17 protein-coding genes are annotated in these 21,134 nt (G+C 70.9%); 9 read left to right on the top strand and 8 right to left on the bottom strand.

Features of this window, described 5'->3' with window-relative positions:
- Window positions 1–7: 7 nt before the first annotated feature.
- Window positions 8–1,099 carry an ADP-ribosylglycohydrolase family protein gene (locus ACIRB1_RS10015; protein WP_403465194.1) on the bottom strand — a complete coding sequence of 364 codons (1,092 nt, stop codon included), beginning with the start codon at window positions 1,097–1,099 and terminating at the stop codon, window positions 8–10.
- Between the two features lie 281 nt (window positions 1,100–1,380).
- On the opposite strand from ACIRB1_RS10015, the gene ACIRB1_RS10020 reads away from it, so the two are divergent.
- The 3 genes from ACIRB1_RS10020 to ACIRB1_RS10030 all read left to right on the top strand — a co-directional run bounded on the left by ACIRB1_RS10020 (window position 1,381) and on the right by ACIRB1_RS10030 (window position 8,530).
- Entirely contained in the window at window positions 1,381–2,112 is a 732-nt protein-coding gene (locus ACIRB1_RS10020; RefSeq protein WP_352183736.1) for a VIT1/CCC1 transporter family protein, read from the top strand.
- A gap of 366 nt (window positions 2,113–2,478) precedes the next feature.
- The gene (gltB, locus tag ACIRB1_RS10025) at window positions 2,479–7,074 is read left to right on the top strand and encodes a glutamate synthase large subunit (RefSeq protein ID WP_403465195.1); all 4,596 of its coding nucleotides are present in this window, start codon (window positions 2,479–2,481) and stop codon (window positions 7,072–7,074) included.
- Window positions 7,067–8,530, top strand: a complete 1,464-nt coding sequence (locus ACIRB1_RS10030) for a glutamate synthase subunit beta (RefSeq protein WP_403465196.1) — start codon at window positions 7,067–7,069, stop codon at window positions 8,528–8,530. The genes gltB and ACIRB1_RS10030 overlap by 8 nt, the downstream gene beginning before the upstream one ends.
- A 139-nt stretch (window positions 8,531–8,669) precedes the next feature.
- On the opposite strand, the gene ACIRB1_RS10035 is transcribed toward ACIRB1_RS10030, so the two are convergent.
- Window positions 8,670–9,593 carry a chitosanase gene (locus tag ACIRB1_RS10035; RefSeq protein WP_403465197.1) on the bottom strand — a complete coding sequence of 308 codons (924 nt, stop codon included), beginning with the start codon at window positions 9,591–9,593 and terminating at the stop codon, window positions 8,670–8,672.
- A 129-nt stretch (window positions 9,594–9,722) separates the two neighbouring features.
- Between ACIRB1_RS10035 and ACIRB1_RS10040 the strand changes: the two genes are divergently transcribed.
- The 3 genes from ACIRB1_RS10040 to ACIRB1_RS10050 are packed head-to-tail and all read left to right on the top strand — an operon-like array spanning window position 9,723 to window position 12,824.
- Window positions 9,723–10,442, top strand: coding sequence for a VWA domain-containing protein (locus ACIRB1_RS10040; RefSeq protein WP_352183740.1), 720 nt, complete (start codon window positions 9,723–9,725; stop codon window positions 10,440–10,442).
- Entirely contained in the window at window positions 10,439–11,011 is a 573-nt protein-coding gene (locus tag ACIRB1_RS10045; RefSeq protein WP_403465198.1) for a HutD family protein, read from the top strand. Before ACIRB1_RS10040 ends, ACIRB1_RS10045 begins: the two co-directional genes overlap by 4 nt.
- A gap of 52 nt (window positions 11,012–11,063) precedes the next feature.
- Entirely contained in the window at window positions 11,064–12,824 is a 1,761-nt protein-coding gene (locus tag ACIRB1_RS10050) for a cytochrome bc complex cytochrome b subunit (RefSeq protein WP_403465199.1), read from the top strand.
- Here ACIRB1_RS10050 and ACIRB1_RS10055 read toward each other — a convergent pair.
- Window positions 12,799–13,767, bottom strand: coding sequence for an acyl-CoA dehydrogenase family protein (locus tag ACIRB1_RS10055; RefSeq protein WP_403465200.1), 969 nt, complete (start codon window positions 13,765–13,767; stop codon window positions 12,799–12,801). The two genes, ACIRB1_RS10050 and ACIRB1_RS10055, sit on opposite strands and share 26 nt — an antisense overlap.
- The gene (locus tag ACIRB1_RS10060) at window positions 13,767–14,906 is read right to left on the bottom strand and encodes an acyl-CoA dehydrogenase family protein (protein ID WP_403465201.1); all 1,140 of its coding nucleotides are present in this window, start codon (window positions 14,904–14,906) and stop codon (window positions 13,767–13,769) included. The genes ACIRB1_RS10055 and ACIRB1_RS10060 overlap by 1 nt, the downstream gene beginning before the upstream one ends.
- Window positions 14,907–14,966: 60 nt before the next feature.
- Here ACIRB1_RS10060 and ACIRB1_RS10065 point away from each other — a divergent pair, with 60 nt between their 5' ends.
- From ACIRB1_RS10065 to ACIRB1_RS10075, 3 genes are read left to right on the top strand one after another with little or no spacing between them, the layout of a single operon-like run.
- Window positions 14,967–15,755, top strand: a complete 789-nt coding sequence (locus tag ACIRB1_RS10065; RefSeq protein ID WP_403465202.1) for an SDR family oxidoreductase — start codon at window positions 14,967–14,969, stop codon at window positions 15,753–15,755.
- 51 nt (window positions 15,756–15,806) lie between these two features.
- On the top strand, window positions 15,807–16,418 hold the full coding sequence (locus ACIRB1_RS10070; protein WP_328832047.1) for a TetR/AcrR family transcriptional regulator: 612 nt from the start codon (window positions 15,807–15,809) through the stop codon (window positions 16,416–16,418).
- A gap of 26 nt (window positions 16,419–16,444) precedes the next feature.
- Entirely contained in the window at window positions 16,445–17,602 is a 1,158-nt protein-coding gene (locus ACIRB1_RS10075) for an acetyl-CoA C-acetyltransferase (RefSeq protein ID WP_352183746.1), read from the top strand.
- A gap of 22 nt (window positions 17,603–17,624) precedes the next feature.
- Here the strand turns inward: ACIRB1_RS10075 and ACIRB1_RS10080 are convergent, their stop codons facing one another.
- Genes ACIRB1_RS10080 through ACIRB1_RS10095 form a run of 4 tightly spaced genes read right to left on the bottom strand, consistent with a single transcriptional unit; the run spans window position 17,625 to window position 21,057 of the window.
- Entirely contained in the window at window positions 17,625–18,689 is a 1,065-nt protein-coding gene (locus ACIRB1_RS10080) for an NAD(P)H-dependent flavin oxidoreductase (protein ID WP_403465203.1), read from the bottom strand.
- Complete coding sequence (locus ACIRB1_RS10085; RefSeq protein ID WP_403465204.1) at window positions 18,689–19,432, bottom strand: CoA-transferase subunit beta; 744 nt, start codon at window positions 19,430–19,432, stop codon at window positions 18,689–18,691. The genes ACIRB1_RS10080 and ACIRB1_RS10085 overlap by 1 nt, the downstream gene beginning before the upstream one ends.
- Window positions 19,432–20,280: a CoA transferase subunit A gene (locus ACIRB1_RS10090; protein WP_403465205.1), complete on the bottom strand. Its 849-nt coding sequence runs from the start codon at window positions 20,278–20,280 to the stop codon at window positions 19,432–19,434. Before ACIRB1_RS10090 ends, ACIRB1_RS10085 begins: the two co-directional genes overlap by 1 nt.
- Window positions 20,281–21,057, bottom strand: a complete 777-nt coding sequence (locus ACIRB1_RS10095; RefSeq protein ID WP_403465206.1) for an enoyl-CoA hydratase family protein — start codon at window positions 21,055–21,057, stop codon at window positions 20,281–20,283.
- Window positions 21,058–21,134 lie beyond the last annotated feature (77 nt).

The following is a 21,134-nucleotide window of genomic DNA, read 5'->3' on the forward strand; positions in this document are numbered from 1 at the left end:
CGCCCCCTCACAGCCGCACCTCGTCCTCATCCGCGGCCAGCACGTACTCCCGCTGATCCCGTTGTTCTTCTCGTGGCGCGCTCCCCGCCCCCCACTTCCCGCCCTCCCCGGGAACCAGCAACTCCGCGATGTCCAGCACGTGATGGCCGGCCATCGCCGGTAGGCAGCTTCCCCGTGCCGGGCCGATCGCCGTCGTCCAGTCGGGCGGGATGGACGAGGCGCCCCGGGTCGCGCCCGCGAGGGCGCCCGCGACCGCCGCCGTCGTGTCCGCGTCGCGGCCCATGTTGACCGCCGTGAGGACCGATTCCACGAAGTCGCCGTCCGCCGCGGCGTACGCGCCGAAGGCGAGCGCTACCGCCTCGGGGGCCAGATCGGTCCACGGGTAGCCGCCGATGACGACCGCGGAGCGGACCGCGCGTTCGCCTCGGTGGGCCACCGCCACGGCCCGGCGGAGGGAGCGCGCGGTCCAGGAGTCGTCCGGGACGACCGCCAGGGCGGAGGCGACGACCGCGATGGTGGGGGCGCCCGCCATCGCCGCCGCGACACCCGCCGCCACCGCCTGGCCGCCGTAGATGCCCTCGCCGTCGTGGCTCACCGAACCGTCGATCGCCACCAGGCGGGCCGCCTCCGCGGGGCGGCCCGCCGCGAAGACGCCGAAGGGGGCCGCCCGCATGGCCAGGCCGTCGCTCCAGGCATGGCGGTGCTGGGCCGAGATCGGGGCGGCGAGTCCCCTTCTGAGGTTCTCCAGGGTGCCGCGTTCGCTGAAGCCCGCGCCCCGGAACGGGCCCTCGTCGCGGTCCGCGATCCACTCGTGCCAGGCCGCCTCCACATGGGTCGGCGTGAGGGCCGAGCCGTGGCGGGCCAGGAGGAGCCCGGAGAAGATCGCGTACTCCGTGTCGTCGGTGCCCGCCGGGTTCTCCGCGACGTAACCCGTGATGCGGCCCCAACGGGCCCGGATCTCCGAGGGCTTCATGTTCTCCGCCGGTGCGCCGAGGGCGTCTCCCACCGCGAGGCCGAGCAGCGCGCCGCGCGCCCGTTCGCGGAGTTCGGCGGCGTTCTTGGGCGCCGGGACCGGGGGAATGCAGGCGATCGATGCCATACGCGGCCTCTCCTACGGGGTTCCCTCAGGGCGCCTCAGGGCGCGGAACCCTTTACGGATGTCTCCCACGAGGGGCCTTCGGCAGAGCCTGACGGAGCGCAGCATCACCCGGTCGACATCTGATCAAGCCTTGTCACGGATGAGCGTTCGAGCGTAAAGCCGCAGGTTAGCCCAGCCTTTCCTTGCTGGTGAGCGGGAAATGAAAGGCTTATGTTGAGTGTTGTCGAAGAGTAGAACTCATCCAAACTTAGCCTTACCTTAGCCTTCTGGGGGATCACCGCATGGCCATCATCGAGACCGAGGCGACGCTCCACGAGGCGCACCGCGACAACCACACCCACCGTGATGTGAACGGCGGCTGGCTGCGCCCCGCGGTGTTCGGAGCGATGGACGGTCTCGTCTCCAACCTCGCCCTGATGACCGGTGTCGTCGGCGGCGCCGTCAGTCACCAGACCGTCGTCATCACCGGGCTCGCCGGACTCGCGGCCGGCGCCTTCTCCATGGCGGCCGGCGAGTACACCTCCGTCGCCTCCCAGCGCGAGCTGGTCGAGGCCGAGCTCGACGTCGAGCGGCGCGAGCTGCGCAAGCACCCGGAGGACGAGGAAGGGGAGCTCGCCTCCCTGTATGTGTCCCGCGGAGTGGAGCCCGCGCTCGCCCGTGAGGTCGCGAAGCAGTTGTCCCGTGACCCCGAGCAGGCCCTGGAGATACATGCCCGGGAGGAGCTGGGCATCGATCCCGGGGATCTGCCCTCCCCGCTCGTCGCCGCCGTCTCGTCCTTCGGCGCCTTCGCGCTGGGCGCGCTCCTTCCCGTACTGCCGTTCCTGCTCGGGGCGGCGACGCTGTGGCCCGCGCTGCTGCTCGCGCTGGTCGGACTGTTCGGGTGCGGTGCCGTGGTGGCCCGGGTGACCGCGCGGTCCTGGTGGTTCAGCGGGCTGCGTCAGCTCGCGCTGGGCGGTGCGGCGGCCGGTGTGACGTACGCCCTGGGCACCCTGTTCGGGACGGTCGTAGGATAGCTCGACGCGCACTTATGCGGTGGGTCGCATAAGTAGCCGTTACTCGCTGGTTTCGAACGCTTAACCACCGGGCATGAGCCGTAAGCGCTGTGGGCAATGACGCCTGTGGCGCACCCGCGGGATGGGCGACGACGCTCCCTCTGCCCCGGACCGACGGACATCGATCTGTCCGCTTAGGTCCCCTTAACTTCCACCGCCTGTGCGGTGCCGCGCCGCCACCCTGCGGCGTCCGCATGTTGGAACGGAGTATCCGGTTCCCGAGAACCGCTCCATCATGTAACCTGCACGAAATTTTGCACTCACTCCGCAGAGGGCCAGCGTCGTCCCTATGCACACGCATATGTCACGACGACGACGGGAGAGCCGATGCGTACGCCGCGCCAGCCGTCCCAGCACACCACGAATGGCCAGAACTGGTCCTTCATGGATGCTCGCCCTGCCGCGCAGGGTATGTACGACCCCCGCAACGAGCACGACGCCTGTGGCGTCGGCTTCGTGGCCACCCTCACCGGCGAGGCGAGCCACGCGCTGGTCGAGCAGGCGCTCACAGTGCTGCGCAACCTGGAGCACCGCGGTGCGACCGGGGCCGAGCCCGACTCGGGCGACGGCGCGGGCATCCTGTCCCAGGTGCCGGACGCCTTCTTCCGTGAGGTGGCCGGATTCGATCTGCCCGCCGCCGGTGGGTACGCGGTCGGTATCGCCTTCCTGCCCATGGACGGCGCGGACGCGATCGTCTCGCAGGTCGAGACGATCGTCGCCGAGGAGGGCCTCACGGTTCTCGGCTGGCGCGAGGTGCCGACCGCGCCCGAACTCCTCGGCGCCACCGCCCGTTCGACCATGCCCCTCTTCCGTCAGCTCTTCGTGAGCGACGGACGGAGCCAGGGCATCGACCTCGACCGCAAGGCCTTCGCGCTGCGCAAGCGCGCCGAGCGCGAGGCCGGCGTCTACTTCCCGTCGCTGTCCGCGCGGACCATCGTCTACAAGGGCATGCTCACCACCGGTCAGCTGGAGCCCTTCTTCCCGGACCTGTCCGACCGGCGCTTCGCCTCCGCGATCTCGCTCGTGCACTCCCGGTTCTCCACGAACACCTTCCCGTCGTGGCCGCTCGCCCACCCGTACCGCTTCGTCGCGCACAACGGCGAGATCAACACGGTCAAGGGCAACCGCAACTGGATGGCGGCCCGCGAGTCCCAGCTCGTCTCCGACCTCTTCGGCGACCAGGACAAGCTCGACCGCGTCTTCCCGATCTGCACGCCGGACGCCTCCGACTCCGCGTCCTTCGACGAGGTGCTCGAACTCCTGCACCTCGGCGGCCGTTCGCTGCCGCACTCGGTGCTGATGATGATCCCCGAGGCGTGGGAGAACCACGACTCCATGGACCCGGCCCGCCGCGCCTTCTACCAGTTCCACGCCACGATGATGGAACCCTGGGACGGCCCGGCCTGCGTCACCTTCACCGACGGCACCCAGGTCGGCGCGGTCCTCGACCGCAACGGCCTGCGCCCCGGCCGCTACTGGGTCACCGACGACGGCCTCGTCGTCCTCGGCTCCGAGGTCGGCGTCCTCGACATCGACCCCGCGAAGGTCGTCCGCAAGGGCCGCCTCCAGCCCGGCCGTATGTTCCTCGTGGACACCGCCGAGCACCGCATCATCGAGGACGACGAGATCAAGGCCGCCCTCGCCGCCGAGAAGCCGTACGGCGACTGGCTCGAAGCCGGTGAGATCGAGCTGTCCGACCTGCCCGAGCGTGAGCACATCGTGCACACCCACGCCTCGGTCACCCGCCGCCAGCAGACCTTCGGCTACACCGAGGAGGAGCTGCGCGTCATCCTCGCGCCGATGGCCAAGGCCGGTGCCGAGCCCATCGGTTCGATGGGCACCGACTCGCCCATCGCCGCGCTCTCCAGCCGCCCGCGGCTGCTCTTCGACTACTTCACCCAGCTGTTCGCGCAGGTCACCAACCCGCCGCTGGACGCGATCCGCGAAGAGCTGGTCACCAGCCTGCGGTCGTCCCTCGGCCCCGCGAGCAACCTGCTGGAGCCGACGGCCGCTTCCTGTCGTAGCGTCACCCTGCCCTTCCCGGTGATCGACAACGACGAGCTGGCCAAGCTCATCCACATCAACGCCGACGGCGACATGCCCGGCATGAAGGCCGCGACCCTCTCCGGCCTGTACCGGGTCTCCGGCGGCGGCGACGCCCTCGCGGCCCGCCTCGCCGAGATCTGCACCGAGGCCGACGCCGCGATCGAGAACGGCGCCCGCCTGATCGTCCTCTCGGACCGGCACTCCGACGCCGAGCACGCGCCGATCCCCTCGCTGCTGCTCACCGCCGCCGTCCACCACCACCTCATCCGCACCAAGCAGCGCACCCAGGTGGGCCTGCTGGTGGAGGCCGGTGACGTCCGCGAGGTCCACCACGTCGCCCTGCTCATCGGCTTCGGCGCCGCGGCCGTGAACCCGTACCTGGCGATGGAGTCCGTCGAGGACCTCGTCCGCGCGGGCACGTTCCTCACCGACATCGAGGCCGAGCAGGCCATCCGCAACCTGATCTACGCGCTCGGCAAGGGCGTCCTCAAGGTCATGTCCAAGATGGGCATCTCGACGGTCGCCTCCTACCGGGGCGCCCAGGTCTTCGAGGCGGTCGGCCTGGACGAGCAGTTCGTCAACGCCTACTTCAGCGGTACGGCCACCAAGATCGGCGGCGTCGGCATCGACGTCATCGCCAAGGAGGTCGCCGCCCGCCACGCGAAGGCGTACCCGGCGAGCGGCATCGCGCCCGCGCACCGCGCCCTCGACATAGGCGGCGAGTACCAGTGGCGCCGCGAGGGCGAGCCGCACCTGTTCGACCCGGAGACGGTGTTCCGCCTCCAGCACTCGACGCGGACCAACCGCTACGACATCTTCAAGAAGTACACGGACCGCGTGAACGAGCAGTCCGAGCGGCTGATGACTCTGCGCGGCCTCTTCGGCTTCAAGTCGGACCGCCCGTCGATCTCCATCGACGAGGTCGAGCCCGTCTCCGAGATCGTCAAGCGCTTCTCCACCGGCGCCATGTCGTACGGCTCCATCTCCCTGGAGGCGCACGAGACGCTCGCCATCGCCATGAACCAGCTGGGCGGCAAGTCCAACACCGGTGAGGGCGGCGAGGACGCGGACCGGCTCTACGACCCGGCCCGGCGCAGCGCCATCAAGCAGGTCGCCTCCGGCCGCTTCGGCGTCACCTCCGAGTACCTGGTCAACGCGGACGACATCCAGATCAAGATGGCCCAGGGCGCCAAGCCCGGCGAGGGCGGCCAGCTGCCCGGCCACAAGGTCTACCCGTGGGTCGCCAAGACGCGTCACTCGACGCCCGGTGTCGGTCTCATCTCGCCGCCGCCGCACCACGACATCTACTCCATCGAAGACCTCGCCCAGCTGATCCACGACCTGAAGAACGCGAACCCGCAGGCACGCATCCACGTGAAGCTGGTCTCCGAGGTCGGTGTCGGCACGGTCGCCGCCGGTGTCTCCAAGGCGCACGCGGACGTCGTCCTCATCTCCGGCCACGACGGCGGCACGGGCGCGTCCCCGCTCACCTCGCTCAAGCACGCGGGTGGGCCTTGGGAGTTGGGCCTCGCCGAGACCCAGCAGACCCTGCTGCTCAACGGACTTCGGGACCGGATCGTGGTCCAGACGGACGGCCAGCTGAAGACCGGCCGTGACGTCGTCATCGCCGCGCTGCTCGGCGCCGAGGAGTTCGGTTTCGCGACCGCGCCGCTCGTCGTCTCCGGCTGCGTCATGATGCGCGTCTGCCACCTCGACACCTGCCCGGTCGGCATCGCCACCCAGAACCCGGTGCTGCGCGACCGGTTCGCCGGCAAGGCCGAATACGTCGTGAACTTCTTCCAGTTCATCGCCGAAGAGGTCCGCGAGATCCTCGCCGAGCTGGGCTTCCGCACCATCGAGGAGGCCGTCGGCCAGGCCGGCACGCTCGACGTCGAGCGGGCCGTGGACCACTGGAAGGCGCAGGGCCTGGACCTCGCCCCCCTCTTCTACGTCCCCGAACTCCCGGACGGCGCCGCCCTCCACCAGGTCATCAAGCAGGACCACGGCCTGGAGAAGGCGCTCGACAACGAGCTGATCAAGCTCGCCGCCGACGCGCTCGCCGCGTCCAGCGCCACCGACGCCCAGCCGGTCCGCGCGCAGGTCGCGATCCGCAACATCAACCGCACGGTCGGCACCATGCTCGGCCACGAGGTGACGAAGAAGTTCGGCGGGGCGGGTCTGCCCGACGACACCATCGACATCACCTTCACCGGTTCCGCGGGCCAGTCCTTCGGTGCCTTCCTCCCGCGCGGTGTCACGCTCCGCCTGGAGGGCGACGCCAACGACTATGTGGGCAAGGGCCTTTCGGGCGGCCGGGTCATCGTCCGCCCCGACCGGGGCGCCGACCACCTCGCCGAGTTCTCCACCATCGCGGGCAACACCATCGCCTACGGCGCGACCGGCGGCGAGCTGTTCCTGCGCGGGCGTACCGGCGAGCGGTTCTGTGTCCGCAACTCCGGTGCCACCGTGGTCTCCGAGGGTGTCGGCGACCACGGCTGCGAGTACATGACCGGCGGCCGGGCGGTCGTCCTGGGCGAGACCGGCCGCAACTTCGCGGCGGGCATGTCCGGCGGCATCGCCTACGTCATCGACCTGAACCCCGACAACGTGAACGTCGGGAACGCGGGCGCCGTCGAGGAGCTGGACGACACCGACAAGCAGTGGCTGCACGACGTGGTGCGCCGGCACGCCGAGGAGACCGCCTCGACGGTCGCCGAGAAGCTGCTCGCCGAGTGGACCGTGTCCGTGGAGCGCTTCAGCAAGATCATCCCCAGTGCCTACAAGGCAGTGCTCGCCGCCAAGGACGCCGCCGAGCGAGCGGGTCTCTCCGAGACCGAGATCACCGAGAAGATGATGGAGGCGGCGACCAATGGCTGACCCGAAGGGCTTTCTGAACCACGGGCGCGAGGTCGCCAAGTCCCGTCCCGTGGACGTCCGTCTCAAGGACTGGAACGAGGTCTACGTCCCCGGTTCCCTGCTGCCGATCATCAGCAAGCAGGCCAGCCGCTGCATGGACTGCGGTATCCCGTTCTGCCACAACGGCTGTCCGCTGGGGAACCTCATCCCCGAGTGGAACGACTACGCCTACCGCGAGGACTGGACGGCCGCCTCCGAGCGCCTCCACGCCACCAACAACTTCCCCGAGTTCACCGGGCGGTTGTGCCCCGCGCCGTGCGAGGCGGCCTGTGTGCTGGGCATCAACCAGCCGCCGGTCACCATCAAGAACGTCGAGGTCTCCATCATCGACAAGGCGTGGGAGACCGGTGACGTCGCCCCGCAGGCCCCCGAGCGGCTCTCCGGCAAGACCGTCGCGGTCGTCGGCTCGGGCCCCGCGGGCCTCGCCGCCGCCCAGCAGCTCACCCGGGCGGGCCACACCGTCGCCGTCTACGAGCGCGCGGACCGCATCGGGGGCCTTCTCCGGTACGGCATCCCCGAGTTCAAGATGGAGAAGCGGCACATCAACCGCCGTATCGAGCAGATGCGCGCGGAGGGCACCCGCTTCCGCACCGGCATCGAGATCGGCGTCGACCTCAAGGCCACCGACCTGCGCAAGCGCTACGACGCGGTCGTCATCGCCGCCGGCTCCACCACCGCCCGCGATCTCCCGGTCCCCGGGCGGGAGTTGACCGGCGTCTACCAGGCGATGGAGTACCTGCCCCTGTCGAACAAGGTCCAGGAAGGCGACTACGTCACCGCCCCGGTCTCGGCCGAGGGCAAGCACGTTGTTGTCATCGGCGGCGGCGACACCGGCGCCGACTGCGTTGGTACGGCGCACCGCCAAGGGGCCGCCTCCGTCACGCAGTTGGAGATCATGCCCCGTCCGGGCGACGAGCGGAACGCGGTCGCGCAGCCCTGGCCGACCTTCCCGATGCTCTACAAGGTGACCTCCGCGCACGAGGAGGGCGGTGAGCGGGTCTACTCCGTCAACACCACCCACTTCGAGGGCGACGAGGACGGCAACGTCCAGTGGCTGCACCTCGTCGAGGTCGAGTTCGTCGACGGCAAGCTGACCCAGAAGCCGGGCACGGAGCGCAAGATCCCCGCCCAACTGGTCACGCTGGCGATGGGCTTCACCGGCACCGACCGGGAGAACGGCCTGGTCGAGCAGTTCGCCCTGGAACTCGACGAGCGCGGCAACATCGCCCGCGACGCCGACTTCCAGACCAACGTCCCCGGCGTCTTCGTCGCCGGTGACGCGGGCCGCGGCCAGTCCCTCATCGTGTGGGCGATCGCGGAGGGCCGCTCGGCCGCCCGCGGTGTCGACCGCTTCCTGGCCGGCGCCAGCGAACTGCCCGCCCCCATCCGGCCGACGGACCGCGCGTTGATGGTCTGACGGTTCGGCATAAAGCGTCCCGCACAAAGGCGTGCGGTACACGAGACGGCGCCTGCCCAGTCCCCGACCGGACACGGCAGGCGCCGCCGCATGTCCGGATTCGGCTCCCCCTCTTCCCCCGGGCCCGACTCCCGCTCCTCTACGGCACCTTGTACGTCTCCCCGTACACCTGCCACACCAGCGGTGTCCGCAGCTCCAGGTTCCCCTCCTCCAGGAACTTCCGCTGGGCCGTGTCGATCCGGGTGGTGTCGATGCCGGGGCGCTTGGCCCGCATCGTGGCCCGGCGGACATCGAGGAACGCGCTCAGGTAGGCCTTCTCGGAACCCCCTTCGGCAGGCGTCCTGGCCCGCGCCATCGCGCGCTCCCGGATGCCGTAGAAGCCGTCCGTGCCCGGGCCGTGGAAGACGATGGCGTCGTAGTAGATGAACTGGCCCAGCGGACCCAGGCCGTCGCGTTTCGCCGTGCTGACGGCCGGGTCGAAGTAGATGCGGTCGCGCTCCGCTTCCTGCGCCGCCCGGAAGGCCGGGACCTTCGCCTCGGCGCGCCACGCGGCCGGGAAGCCGGGGTCCAGGCCCTCGTGCGAGTCGGTGCCGTCGACCGCGCGCAGGGCGGGGAGGTAGCGGGCGAGGCCGTTGCCGGGGTGGGCCGCGGTGTAGTTCTCGACCAGGACGAGCAGATCGTGGGTGCCGGTGCAGAAGCCGATGAGGCCCGCGGTGTAGCCCTGTCCGTCGCCGATGTCCTGCACATAGCCGTACGCGCTGCGCCAGTCGAGGGTCGAGTTCTCGGCGCTGGCCACCAGTTCCTGGGCGAGGTTCTTCAGGGCCGGCGCGGCCAGGTCCTCCGGTGCTCTGTCCGGCGTAGCGGCGGACGGGGACGGGTGTGCGGGGCGCGGGTCGTCGTGGGTGGAGGCGGTGGCCGGGCGCGAGGGGCGTGGCTCGTCCTGGGTGGAGGCGGCCGGGGGCGCGGGGCGCGGGTCGTCGTGGGTGGAGGGCGAGATGCCGTAGGCCGTCGCGGCGAGGGCGACGGGTACGGCGGCGAGCATCAGGACGCCGGCGCGTTTCATGGGGCCAGCGTAGGTGCGGTTACGTCCCTATTCCGGGGGTTGGGGGGACATTGAACCTGCGGGGCCCGCGTGGCGTAATCTCGGCCTTTTCGATCTCGGAATTCTTGCCCCGGTCCGAAGGGAGCCCCTGTGGCCGCGATCTCGCTCAGCAAGGTCGAGGAGACCGCGCCCGCGCTGGTCAGCCTGTACAAGAGTGCCGGGGTCTCGCTCCGGAAGCACGGGCTGGACGGGCAGCGGGCCGCCGTCTATCTCGTGGTCGACTACTCCGGTTCCATGAAGCCGTACTACAAGGACGGCAGCGTGCAGGCCCTGGCGGACCGGGTGCTGGGCCTCTCGGCGCACCTCGACGACGACGGGACGGTGCCGGTCGTCTTCTTCTCGACGGACGTCGACGCGGTCACGGACATCGAACTGGCCGACCACGAGGGCCGGATCGAGCGGATCGTCGCCGGGCTCGGGCACATGGGCAAGACCAGCTACCACCTGGCCATGGACGCCGTCATAGACCACTACCTCGACAGCGGCGCCACGGACCCCGCCCTCGTCGTCTTCCAGACCGACGGCGGCCCCATCAACAAGCTCGCCGCGGAACGGTATGTGTGCAAGGCGGCGAGACTCCCGATGTTCTGGCAGTTCGTCGGGTTCGGCGACCGGAAGAGCAAGCAATTCGAATTCCTGCGCAGACTCGACGAGTTGGCGGTACCGCAGAAGCGGCCGATCGACAACGCGGGCTTCTTCCACGCCGGTTCGGACCCGCTGAGGATGACCGACGCGGAACTCTACGACCGGCTCGTGGGCGAGTTCCCGCAGTGGCTGGCGGCGGCGCGCGAGCAGGGGGTCGTCCAGTGATCCGCGTGCTGCCCGCCTCGGCGCGAACCGCCGTGCCCTGGAAGAACGGTGGCGGTGTGACGCGCGAGATCGCCGCCTGGCCCGAGGGTGCGGGCATGGCCGACTTCGTGTGCCGGGTGAGCCTCGCCGAGGTCGCGGCGGACGGTCCGTTCTCGGCCTTTCCCGACGTCGACCGGACCCTCACCGTGGTCGAGGGCGCCGGCATGGACCTGACGGTGGACGGCGCCCGGCGGCTGGTCGACACCCGTTACGCACCAAGGGACTTCAGAGGCGACGTGCCGACCGACTGCGTGCTCCTGGACGGCCCCGTGGTCAACCTGAACGTGATGTGGCGCAAAGGCGCCTGCCCCACGGCACCCACGGTGGCCGTCGTCCGGGGGCGGCTGCGGCTGGGCGCGGACGTGCTGGTGGTGGCGCTGGACGGGACCGCCGAGGTGGCCGGAGTGGCCCTCCGGCCTTATGACGCCGTCCAGTTGGCCGGTGAGGACGCGGTGCTGGACGCGCACGGCCTGAGTGCGGTGATCGGAATCGGCGGGCTGGATCTCCCTGCTGACGCACCGTTGGCTTAGCCGGTCCACCGTGGCACGCTGTCGGTGAACCGAAGGGGAGGGCGGCCCACCCATGGACGGCGCACGACCGGCGAACGGCTCGGTGCACGGATCGGCGAACGGAGCGGCGAACGGTGCCGGGGGTGCCGCGCCGCCGGTCAACGGCTCGGCGGACGGCGGCAGTCGGCGCCTTGAGCCGGGCGGCCGGCGTCCTGATCCCGGCGGCCGGCGACCCGAGCCCGGCAAAGGGGAGAAGCTCGCCGACTGGGCGGACGGACGGCTCGGGCTGTACGCCATCGCCAAGTCCAATATGCGCAAGGTCTTTCCGGACCACTGGTCCTTCATGCTGGGCGAGATCTGCCTCTACAGCTTCCTCGTCCTGATCCTCACCGGCATCTACCTCACCCTGTTCTTCGAGCCGAGCGGCGTCGAGGTCATCTACCACGGCTCGTACACGCCGTTGAACGGCATCCCGATGACCCGGGCCTACGAGTCGGCGCTCGACATCAGCTTCGACGTGCGGGGCGGGCTGCTGATCCGGCAGATCCACCACTGGGCGGCCGTGGTGTTCATCGCCGGCATGCTCACCCACATGATGCGGGTGTTCTTCACCGGCGCGTTCCGCAAGCCGCGCGAGGTCAACTGGGTGTTCGGCTGGACCCTGTTGTTCCTCGGCATCCTCACCGGACTGACCGGCTACTCGCTCCCCGACGACCTGCTGTCCGGTACCGGTATCCGCTTCGCCGACGGCGCGATGCTGTCCGTGCCGATCGTCGGCACGTACATGTCGATGTTCCTGTTCGGCGGGGAGTTCCCGGGCCACGACATCATCTCGCGGCTCTTCCCGATCCATGTCCTGCTGCTGCCGGGGATCATGCTGGGCCTGGTGGTCGCGCATCTGATCCTGGTCTTCTACCACAAGCACACGCAGTACCCCGGCGCCGGACGCGACGAGAAGAGCGTGGTCGGCAGCCCGTTCCTGCCGGTCTACACCGCCAAGGCGGGCGGCATGTTCTTCCTCGTCTTCGGCGTCCTCGCGGTCATGGGCGGAATCGCCAGCATCAACCCCGTGTGGGCCTTCGGACCGTACCGGCCGGACCTGGTGACCACCGGTGCCCAGCCCGACTGGTACCTAGGCTTCTCCGAGGGGCTGATCCGGGTGATGCCGGGATGGGAGATCAACGCCTGGGGCCACACACTGGAGTTGGGCGTCTTCATCCCCTTCACGCTGTTCCCGCTGATCCTCGCGGCCATCGGCGCCTACCCGTTCATCGAGGCCTGGATCACCGGCGACAAACGCGAACACCACATCCTGGACCGGCCGCGCAACATGCCCGTGCGCACCGGGCTCGGGGTGGCCTGGCTGAGCCTGTACGGGGTGCTGCTGATCGGCGGCGGCAACGACGTGGTGGCCACGCATCTGAACCTGTCGATCAACGCGATCACCTGGTTCGTGCGGGTCTCCGTCTTCGTCATGCCCGTCGTCGCGTTCCTGGTCACCAAACGCGTCTGCCTCGGGCTCCAACGCCGGGACCGGGACAAGGTGTTGCACGGTCGCGAGTCCGGCCTGATCAAGATGCTGCCGCACGGCGAGTACGTCGAGGTGCACGAACCCCTCACCCAGGACGAGCGGTTCCGGCTCACCCAGCACGAGCAGGAACCGCCGTACGCGATCGGCCCGCTCGTCGACGGGAACGGTGTCCAGCGGCAGGTCAAGGGCGGTCAGCGGGTGCGGGCCCGGCTCGCGAAGGCGATGTTCGGACCCGAGGCGCACATCCCGAAGCCGACGGCGGAGGAGTACAGGGAACTCACGAGCGGCGACCACCACCACTGAGCCCGTCGAGCACGGCGGCCCGGCACTCGCCCGGGCCGCCCCAACTCGCCCGCAGCGCACGGGCCTTGGTCAGCCACAGGGACAGGTCGTACTCGGCGGTGTAGCCGATCGCCCCGTGCAGCTGAAGCGCCGTACGGGCCGCCCGGTACGCCGCCTCGCACGCGGTGACCTTCGCGGCGGCCACGTCGGCGGGGTCCATGGCGAGCGCGGCACCGAAGAGCAGTGGACGCGCGAACTCCAACGCGAGCTTGGTGTCGGCCAGTTGATGCTTGACCGCCTGGAAGGAGCCCACGGCCACCCCGAACTGGGTCCGCTGCTTCACATAGGCCACGGTCCTGTCGAGCAACGCGAGCCCCACCCCGAGCGCCTGGGCGGCGGTCGCGAGCCGCGCCCAGGTCAGGGCGAGAGCCAACGGCGGGTTCGGGCCGAGGAGTTCACCACCGGGGAGCAGACGGGTGAGACGGCGTGCCGGGTCGAGCGACGCGCGTACGGGACCGTGGCCGGGCGCGCTGCGCAGCCCGTCGGCGTCCCAGGCCAGGCGGACCGTCGCCACGTCACCGTCCAGTGCGTACGACCCCGCGGGCGCCGCCGTGGCCATCGCCTCGCCCGCCGCCAGCGCGGGCAACAACCGTTTGGCCGGCCCGGGTTCGGTCAGCAGCGCGGCCGCCATGACCGTCTCCACCACGGGCCCCGGCACCGCGTGCCGCCCCAACTCCACGAATGCCACGGCGAGTTCGACGGGCCGGGGGCCGAAACCCTCGTAGGCCTCGGGCACCGCCAGCGCGAACACCCCGGCCTCGGCGATACGGCGCCACAGCGCCAGCCCGCTCGCGTGCTCGCCGCGGCTCCACGCCCGGATGGCCGACGGGGTGTCCGCCGCCGTCAGCATCGCGTTCAACGAGTCGGCGAACGCCCGCTGTTCGGGGTCCAGGAGGAAGCGCATCAGCGGCGGCCCTTCGGCAGGCCGAGCAGGCGCTCGGCGATGATGTCGCGCTGGATCTCGTTCGTACCGGCGTAGATGGGCCCCGCGAGGGAGAAGACATACCCCTCGGCCCAGGCGGAGTCCGCCAACTCACCCTCCTCGCTGAGCAGTTCGAGGGCCGTCTCGTGCAGGGCGATGTCGTACTCGGACCAGAAGACCTTGTTCAGGCTGGACTCCGGGCCGATGGACTCGCCGTCGAGGAAACGGGAGGCGTTGGCGTAGGTGAAGAGCTGGTAGGCGCGGGCGCCGATCACGGCGTCGGCCACCTGGTTCCGCAGCTCCGGTGAACTCCCGCGCGCCCGCCAGAGGGTGAGGAGCCGGTCGGCGGAGGCGAGGAAACGGCCGGGGGAGCGGAGGGTGAGCCCGCGTTCGTTGCCCGCGGTCGACATCGCGACCCGCCAGCCCTGGCCGGGCTCCCCGATCACGTCCTCGTCGGGGACGAAGACATCGTCCAGGAAGAGCTCCGCGAAGGCCGGCTTGCCGTCGAGACGGCCGATCGGGCGGACCGTGACACCGGGGGCGCGCAGGTCGAACATCAGGTAGGTCAGGCCCTGATGGGGCTTCGGGGTGTCCGGCTCGCTGCGGAACAGGCCGAACGCGCGGTCCGCGAAGGCCGCCCGCGACGACCACGTCTTCTGCCCGCTCAGCAGCCAGCCGCCGTCCGTGCGCACCGCGCGCGAGGTGAGCGAGGCCAGGTCGGACCCCGCCTCTGGCTCCGACCACGCCTGCGCCCACACCACCTCGCCGGTCGCCATCGCGGGCAGCACGCGCGCGCGTTGCTCGCGCGTGCCGTGGTCGAAGAGCGTCGGGGCGAGCAGGCTGACGCCGTTCTGGCCGACCCGGCCCGGGGCGCCCGCCGCGTAGTACTCCTCCTCGAAGACCAGCCACCGCACGATGTCCGCGCCCCGGCCGCCGTACTCCTCGGGCCAGGACACCACCGACCAGCGGTCCGCGGCGAGTCGGGCCTCCCAGCCGCGATGCGCGGCGAAGCCTTCCTCCGTTTCGAGGGAGGGCAGGGGCTCGGCGGGCACGTGCGCGCGCAGCCAGGCGCGGGCCTCGGCGCGGAACGCCTCCTCGGCGGACGTGAAGTCGAGGTCCATGCGGCCGTCCCTCCTCAACAGTCCTTCCCTAACAAGTGTTTGGTAGGTTAGCGTGGGCCCATGACAGGCGTCGAGAGTCCGGCATACGTCCCCGGGCACGGGCTGTTGAAGGGACGCACCGCCGTCGTCACCGCCGCCGCCGGCGCGGGCATCGGCGGCGCCACCGCGCGCCGCTTCCTGGAGGAGGGCGCGCGCGTGCTGATCAGCGACGCGCACACGCGCCGGCTGAAGGAGTACGAGGCCGAGCTGGCCCGGGAGTTCGGGCCGGAGGCGGTCGCCGCGCTGCCGTGCGACGTCACCGACGAGGCGCAGGTGCGGGCGCTGTTCGACGCGGCCGTCGCGGCGCACGGCCGCCTGGACGTCGTCGTCAACAACGCGGGCCTGGGCGGGACGTCGGACCTCGTCGACATGACCGACGAGCAGTGGTCGAAGGTCCTGGACGTGACGTTGAACGGCACCTTCCGCTGCAGCCGGGCGGCCCTGCGCGCGATGCGCGAGACGGGTGGCGGGGTGATCGTCAACAACGCCTCCGTCGTCGGCTGGCGTGCCCAGGCCGGGCAGGCGCACTACGCGGCGGCCAAGGCGGGCGTGATGGCGCTGACCCGGTGCGCGGCGATCGAGGCCGCCGCGTACGGGGTGCGTGTCAACGCGGTCTCGCCGAGCCTCGCCATGCACCCGCACCTGGTGAAGGTGACGACCCCCGAACTGCTCGCGGACCTCACCGCCCGTGAGGCCTTCGGCCGGTACGCGGAGCCCTGGGAGGTCGCCAACGCGATCGTGTTCCTGGCCTCGGACTACTCCTCGTACATGACCGGCGAGGTCGTGGCCGTGAGCAGCCAGCATGCCTAGCCGTGCGAGGGCGGGAGCGGGCGGCCGGCGCCGGGGCACGAGAATGGTGCCGTGCCGACCAAGAAGAAACCCCCGGTGACCGCCGCTCCGGCCCGCCGCCGCGAACTCCTCGACACGGCGGCCGAGGTCTTCGCCGAGCAGGGGTACAACGCCACCACCGTCCGGAAGATCGCCGACCACGCGGGCATGCTCGCGGGCAGCCTCTACTACCACTTCGACTCCAAGGAATCGATGCTGGAGGAGATCCTGCGGACCTTCCTCGACGAGCTGTGGGGCGGCTACGACACCGTCCTGGACGCCGAGTTGGGGCCGCGCCAGACGCTTGAGGCACTGGTCACCGAGTCGTTCCGGGAGATCGACCGGCACCGCGCCGCCGTCGCGATCTACCAGAAGGAGAGCAAGCAGCTGGTCGCGCAGGAGCGGTTCGCGTTCCTCGCCGAGTCGCAGCGCAAGTTCGAGAAGGCGTGGCTGTCCACGCTGGAGCGCGGGGTTGCAGCCCGGGTCTTCCGCGCCGACCTCGACGTCCGGCTCACCTACCGGTTCGTGCGGGACACGGTGTGGGTCGCCGCGTCCTGGTACCGGCCGGGCGGACAGCACAGCGCCGAGGAGATCGCCCGGCAGTACCTGTCGATGGTGCTGGACGGGATCGCCGTACGCACATAACTCACAGCTCTGCATGGGGAGTTGACATGGCCGAGGCTTACATCGTCGAAGCGGTCCGTACGCCCGTCGGGCGGCGCGGGGGAGGGCTGGGCGCGGTGCATCCGGCCGACCTCGGGGCGCATGTCCTCAAGGAACTGGTCGCGCGCTCGGGGATCGATCCCGCCGCCGTCGAGGACGTCGTCTTCGGATGTCTGGACGCGGTGGGGCCGCAGGCCGGGGACATCGCGCGGACCGCCTGGCTGGCGGCCGGGCTGCCCGAGGAAGTGCCGGGCGTGACGGTGGACCGGCAGTGCGGCTCCTCCCAGCAGGCCGTGCACTTCGCGGCACAGGGCGTGCTGTCCGGCACACAGGACCTGGTGGTCGCGGGCGGCGTCCAGAACATGTCCCTGATCCCCATCGCCTTCGCCTCCCGCCAGGCCGCCGTACCGCTCGGCCTCACCGACGGCCCCTTCACCGGCAGCGAGGGCTGGCGCGCGCGGTACGGGACACAGCCGGTCAACCAGTTCGCCGGCGCCGAGATGATCGCCGCGAAGTGGGGGATCAGCCGCCAGGACCAGGAGGAGTTCGCGCTCCGCTCGCACCGGCGGGCCCTGCGCGCCATCGACGAGGGCCGCTTCGAACGGGAGACGGTGGCCTACGGCCCGGTCGCGGTCGACGAGGGCCCGCGCCGGGACACGTCACTGGAGAAGATGGCGGGCCTGAAACCGGTCGTCGACGGCGGCACCATCACCGCCGCCTGCTCCTCCCAGGTCTCCGACGGCGCGGCGGCGATGCTGCTCGCCTCCGAACGGGCCGTCCGCGAACACGGGTTGACGCCCCGCGCCCGCGTCCACCACCTCTCCGTCCGCGGCGAGGACCCCCTCCGCATGCTCTCCGCGCCGATCCCGGCCACCGCCCACGCCCTGAAGAAGACCGGCCTGACCATCGACGCCATCGACCTCGTCGAGATCAACGAGGCCTTCGCGCCCGTCGTCCTCGCCTGGCTGAAGGAGACCGGCGCCGACCCGGACAGGGTCAACGTCAACGGCGGCGCGATCGCCCTCGGCCACCCCCTCGGCGCGACCGGCGTCAGACTCATGACCACCCTCCTCCACGAACTGGAGCGCACCGGCGGCCACTTCGGCCTCCAGACCATGTGCGAGGGCGGCGGCCAGGCCAACGTGACGATCATCGAACGGCTCTGAGCGGGGCGGGACGACCCCGGGGTCATGCGCGCATCGAAGCACCACCCGACGCCAACTCGCCCACGATCGCCGCTGCTTGATCCATCATCCCGGCCACCAGCTCCGCGCACGACGGCAGATCCTCGATCACCCCCGCGACCTGGCCGGAGGCCATCACCCCGAGGTCCGTCCGCCCGTCCACCATCGACGCCTTCAGCAGCATCGGCGTGTTCGCGGCCATCAGCACCTGGCTCCAGGTCAGCTCCTTCCCGTGCTTCATCGCCAGGCCGTCGGTGATCATCCGCCGCCAACTCAGCCCGGACAGACGGCGGAAGCCCGCCGCCCGGTGTACCGACCGGAGCAGCGTTCTCGCGCGGCCGGAGTTCTCCAGGGTGTCGACCAGCTCCGTGCGGAGCATGCGGTGGGGGAGGCCGTCGACCGCTCTGGTGACCGTGACGTCCTTGACCGTCGCCGCCAGGTACGCCGCCTTCACCGCGTCGGGGACCGTCGAGTCCGAGGTGAGGAGGAAACGGGTGCCCATGGCGACGCCCGCCGCGCCGTAGGCCAGCGCCGCGACCAGGCCCCGGCCGTCGAAGAAGCCGCCCGCCGCCACGACCGGGATGTCCACCGCGTCCACGACCTGCGGCAACAGCACCGTCGTCGCCACCTCCCCGGTGTGCCCGCCGCCCTCCCCGCCCTGCACGATCACCGCGTCCGCGCCCCACGCCGCGACCTTCTCCGCGTGCCGCCGCGCCCCGACGGACGGGATCACGACGACGCCCGCCTCCTTCAGCTCGGCGATCAGCTCGGCGGAGGGCGCGAGCGCGAAGGACGCGACCCGTACGCCCTCCTCGATCATGATCCGGACCCGGTCGCCGGCGTCGGTCGCGTCCGCCCGCAGATTCACCCCGAACGGCTCCCGCGTACGGGATCCGACCTCGCGGATCGCGTCCCGGAGCCGGTCGGTCGTCATGGTCGCGGAAGCCAGGATGCCCAGTGCGCCCGCGTTCGCCGTCGCCGACACCAGACGCGGTCCCGCCACCCACCCCATGCCGGTCTGCACGATCGGATGCCGGACCCCGACCAGCCGGGTCAGCGCGGTCTCCATCACGAACCCACCTCCCTGGAACGGCTGTCGGCCGGGTCGATCACCTCACGGATCAGCCGCAGCTCCTCCGGGGTCGGTTCACGCGTCGACGGGACCTCGTCCGGCACGGCCAGCTCGAAGCCCGTCGCCTCCCGCACCTGCTCCACCGTGACGCCCGGGTGCAGCGAGGCCAGCCGCATCGAGCGGTCGGGGGTCGCGAAGTCGAACACGCCGAGGTCGGACACCACCCGGGGAATCCGGTGGAAGCGGGCCGTCCCCGGGTGCTCGGCGACCCGGTCGTACCCCACCCCGCACACCATGTCGACCTTCTCCACGAACACCCGGGGAGAGTGCCTCGGCACCCAGTAACTCGTCGGATTGTTCAGCGTGTTGATCGGCGCCCCGCGCACCCCGAGCAACTGTCGCCTCGGCCGCGCCCAGTCACCGATGCACGAGATGTTCTGGTTGCCGAACCGGTCGATCTGGCTCGCGCCCATCATCACGTGCCGCCGCCCGCTCGCCACCAGCGCCAGATGCTGCCGGTACGGCAACCAGCCCTCCGGTGTCCCGTCCGGCCGGACGATCACCGCCTCGCCGTCGGTCAGCAGCAGGTCGGGTGCGAAGGTGAGCCGGGCCAGCCGCGCGCCCACCGACGGGACGAACCCCATCGGGCTGGCCAGGATCTCCCCGGCGTCGCGCCAGGCCTCCGCACAGGCGATCACGCAGTACTCGGAACGCCGCACGTCCGTCCGCGGTCCGCTCATCACCCTTGCTCCTCCTGCCAGTCACGCACCGCCGACGCGTAGGCCTGCTCGTCACCGGCCAGGAAGCGCCCGGAGAACTCCGCCCACGGGGTGCTCGCGTACAGCCGCTGGAAGTCCTCGTCCCTGCCGTAGTCCGGCGAGCAGGACGTGAAGTGGGCGCCGCCGGGGGCCTCGACGACCCCGGTCACGTGCAGCCGCTTCACGAGCAGGGACTGCGGTGCTGCCTCCTTCGTCAACTCGGCCGTGTCCACGATCCGTTCGCAGGAGAGATAGGCGGAGTCCGCCGCCTCGCAGAACAGGTCGTCGAAGTACGGGTCCGGGCCCAGGTACTGTCCGTTGCCCAGTCGGTCGGCGCGGCCCAGGTGCACCAGGGCCGCGTCCATCCGCAGGGCCGGCATCGCGACGAACGTCTCCCCGTCCTCGTACGGCGATGTCACCGTCCGCAGCCCGGGGTTGACCCGCATCACGTCCGAACCGATCCCCGCGCGCACCGGCAGGAACGGCAGCCGGTTCGCGGCGGCGCGCAGGCCCCACATGAACATCGCCTCGTCGACCTCCGTCAGCTCGAAGGCCCCGCGCTCGCGGGCCGCGCGGTAGTGCGGTTCGAGCGGGATCGAGTCCAGGGTGACGAACGGGGCGACCAGTGCGCGGATGCGGCCGGCCGCCGCGAGCATGCCGACGTCCGGGCCGCCGTAGGAGACGACCGTGAGGTCGGTGATGTCCGAGCGGAGCAACGCCCGCACCAGGGCCATGGGTTTGCGGCGCGCGCCCCAGCCGCCGATGCCGAGGGTCATGCCGCTGTGCAGCCGGGAGACGACCTCGTCGGCCGTCATCGTCTTGTCGCTCACCTACGCCCCCTTCCTCGCCGATGTGCCGAAAGTGCCGCGGACCCGGTCGGCCACCCCGGTGACGTCGGCCTCGAAGGTGAAGCCCTGTTCGAAGCGGTAGCTGCGGCGGACGTCGACGGGGTCGATGCCGTTGATCGCGGACTTGGCGAGGCGGATCAGCTCGCCGTCCTTCGCGGCTATCTCGGCCGCCAACTCCAGTGCGGAGGGCAGGAGTTCGGCGCGCGGGACGACCCGCCACACCGAGCCGTGCGCGTGCAGCTCGGCGGCTGTCGCCGTGCGCGAGGTGTAGTACAGGGCGCGCATCAGGTGCTGGGGGACCAGCCGGGCCAGATGGGTGGCGGCGCCCAGCGCGCCCCGGTCCAGCTCGGGCAGGCCGAAGGTGGCATCCTCGCTCGCCACGATCACGTCCGCGTTCCCCGCCAGCCCGATGCCGCCGCCCAGGCAGAAGCCCTGCACGGCCGCCACCACGGGCACCTCGCACTCGTACACCGCCGCGAACGCCTCGAAACAGCCGCGGTTCACCCCGGCCAGGGCCGAACGGCCGCGCGCCTGCATCTCCTTGATGTCCACCCCCGCGTTGAACCCACGGCCCTCCGCCGCCAGCACCACACAGCGCACGTCGGGGTCGCGGCCCGCCGTGCGGACGGCGTCGGCCAGGGCGAACCAGCCGTCAGCCGGCAGGGCGTTCACCGGCGGGTAGTCGACCGTGACGACGGCGATGCCGCTTTTTCCCGGGCCCTTTTTCGACGACTTCGGGGACGAGGTGGAGACACCCATGGACGCATCAGCTACCTTTCCACCAAACATTTGTTAGGTGCGAGGCTTCGAAGCTAGCAGCCGGACAATCCGAGCGG

Source organism: Streptomyces sp. NPDC096013, assembly GCF_044763565.1.
Lineage (GTDB): Bacteria > Actinomycetota > Actinomycetes > Streptomycetales > Streptomycetaceae > Streptomyces.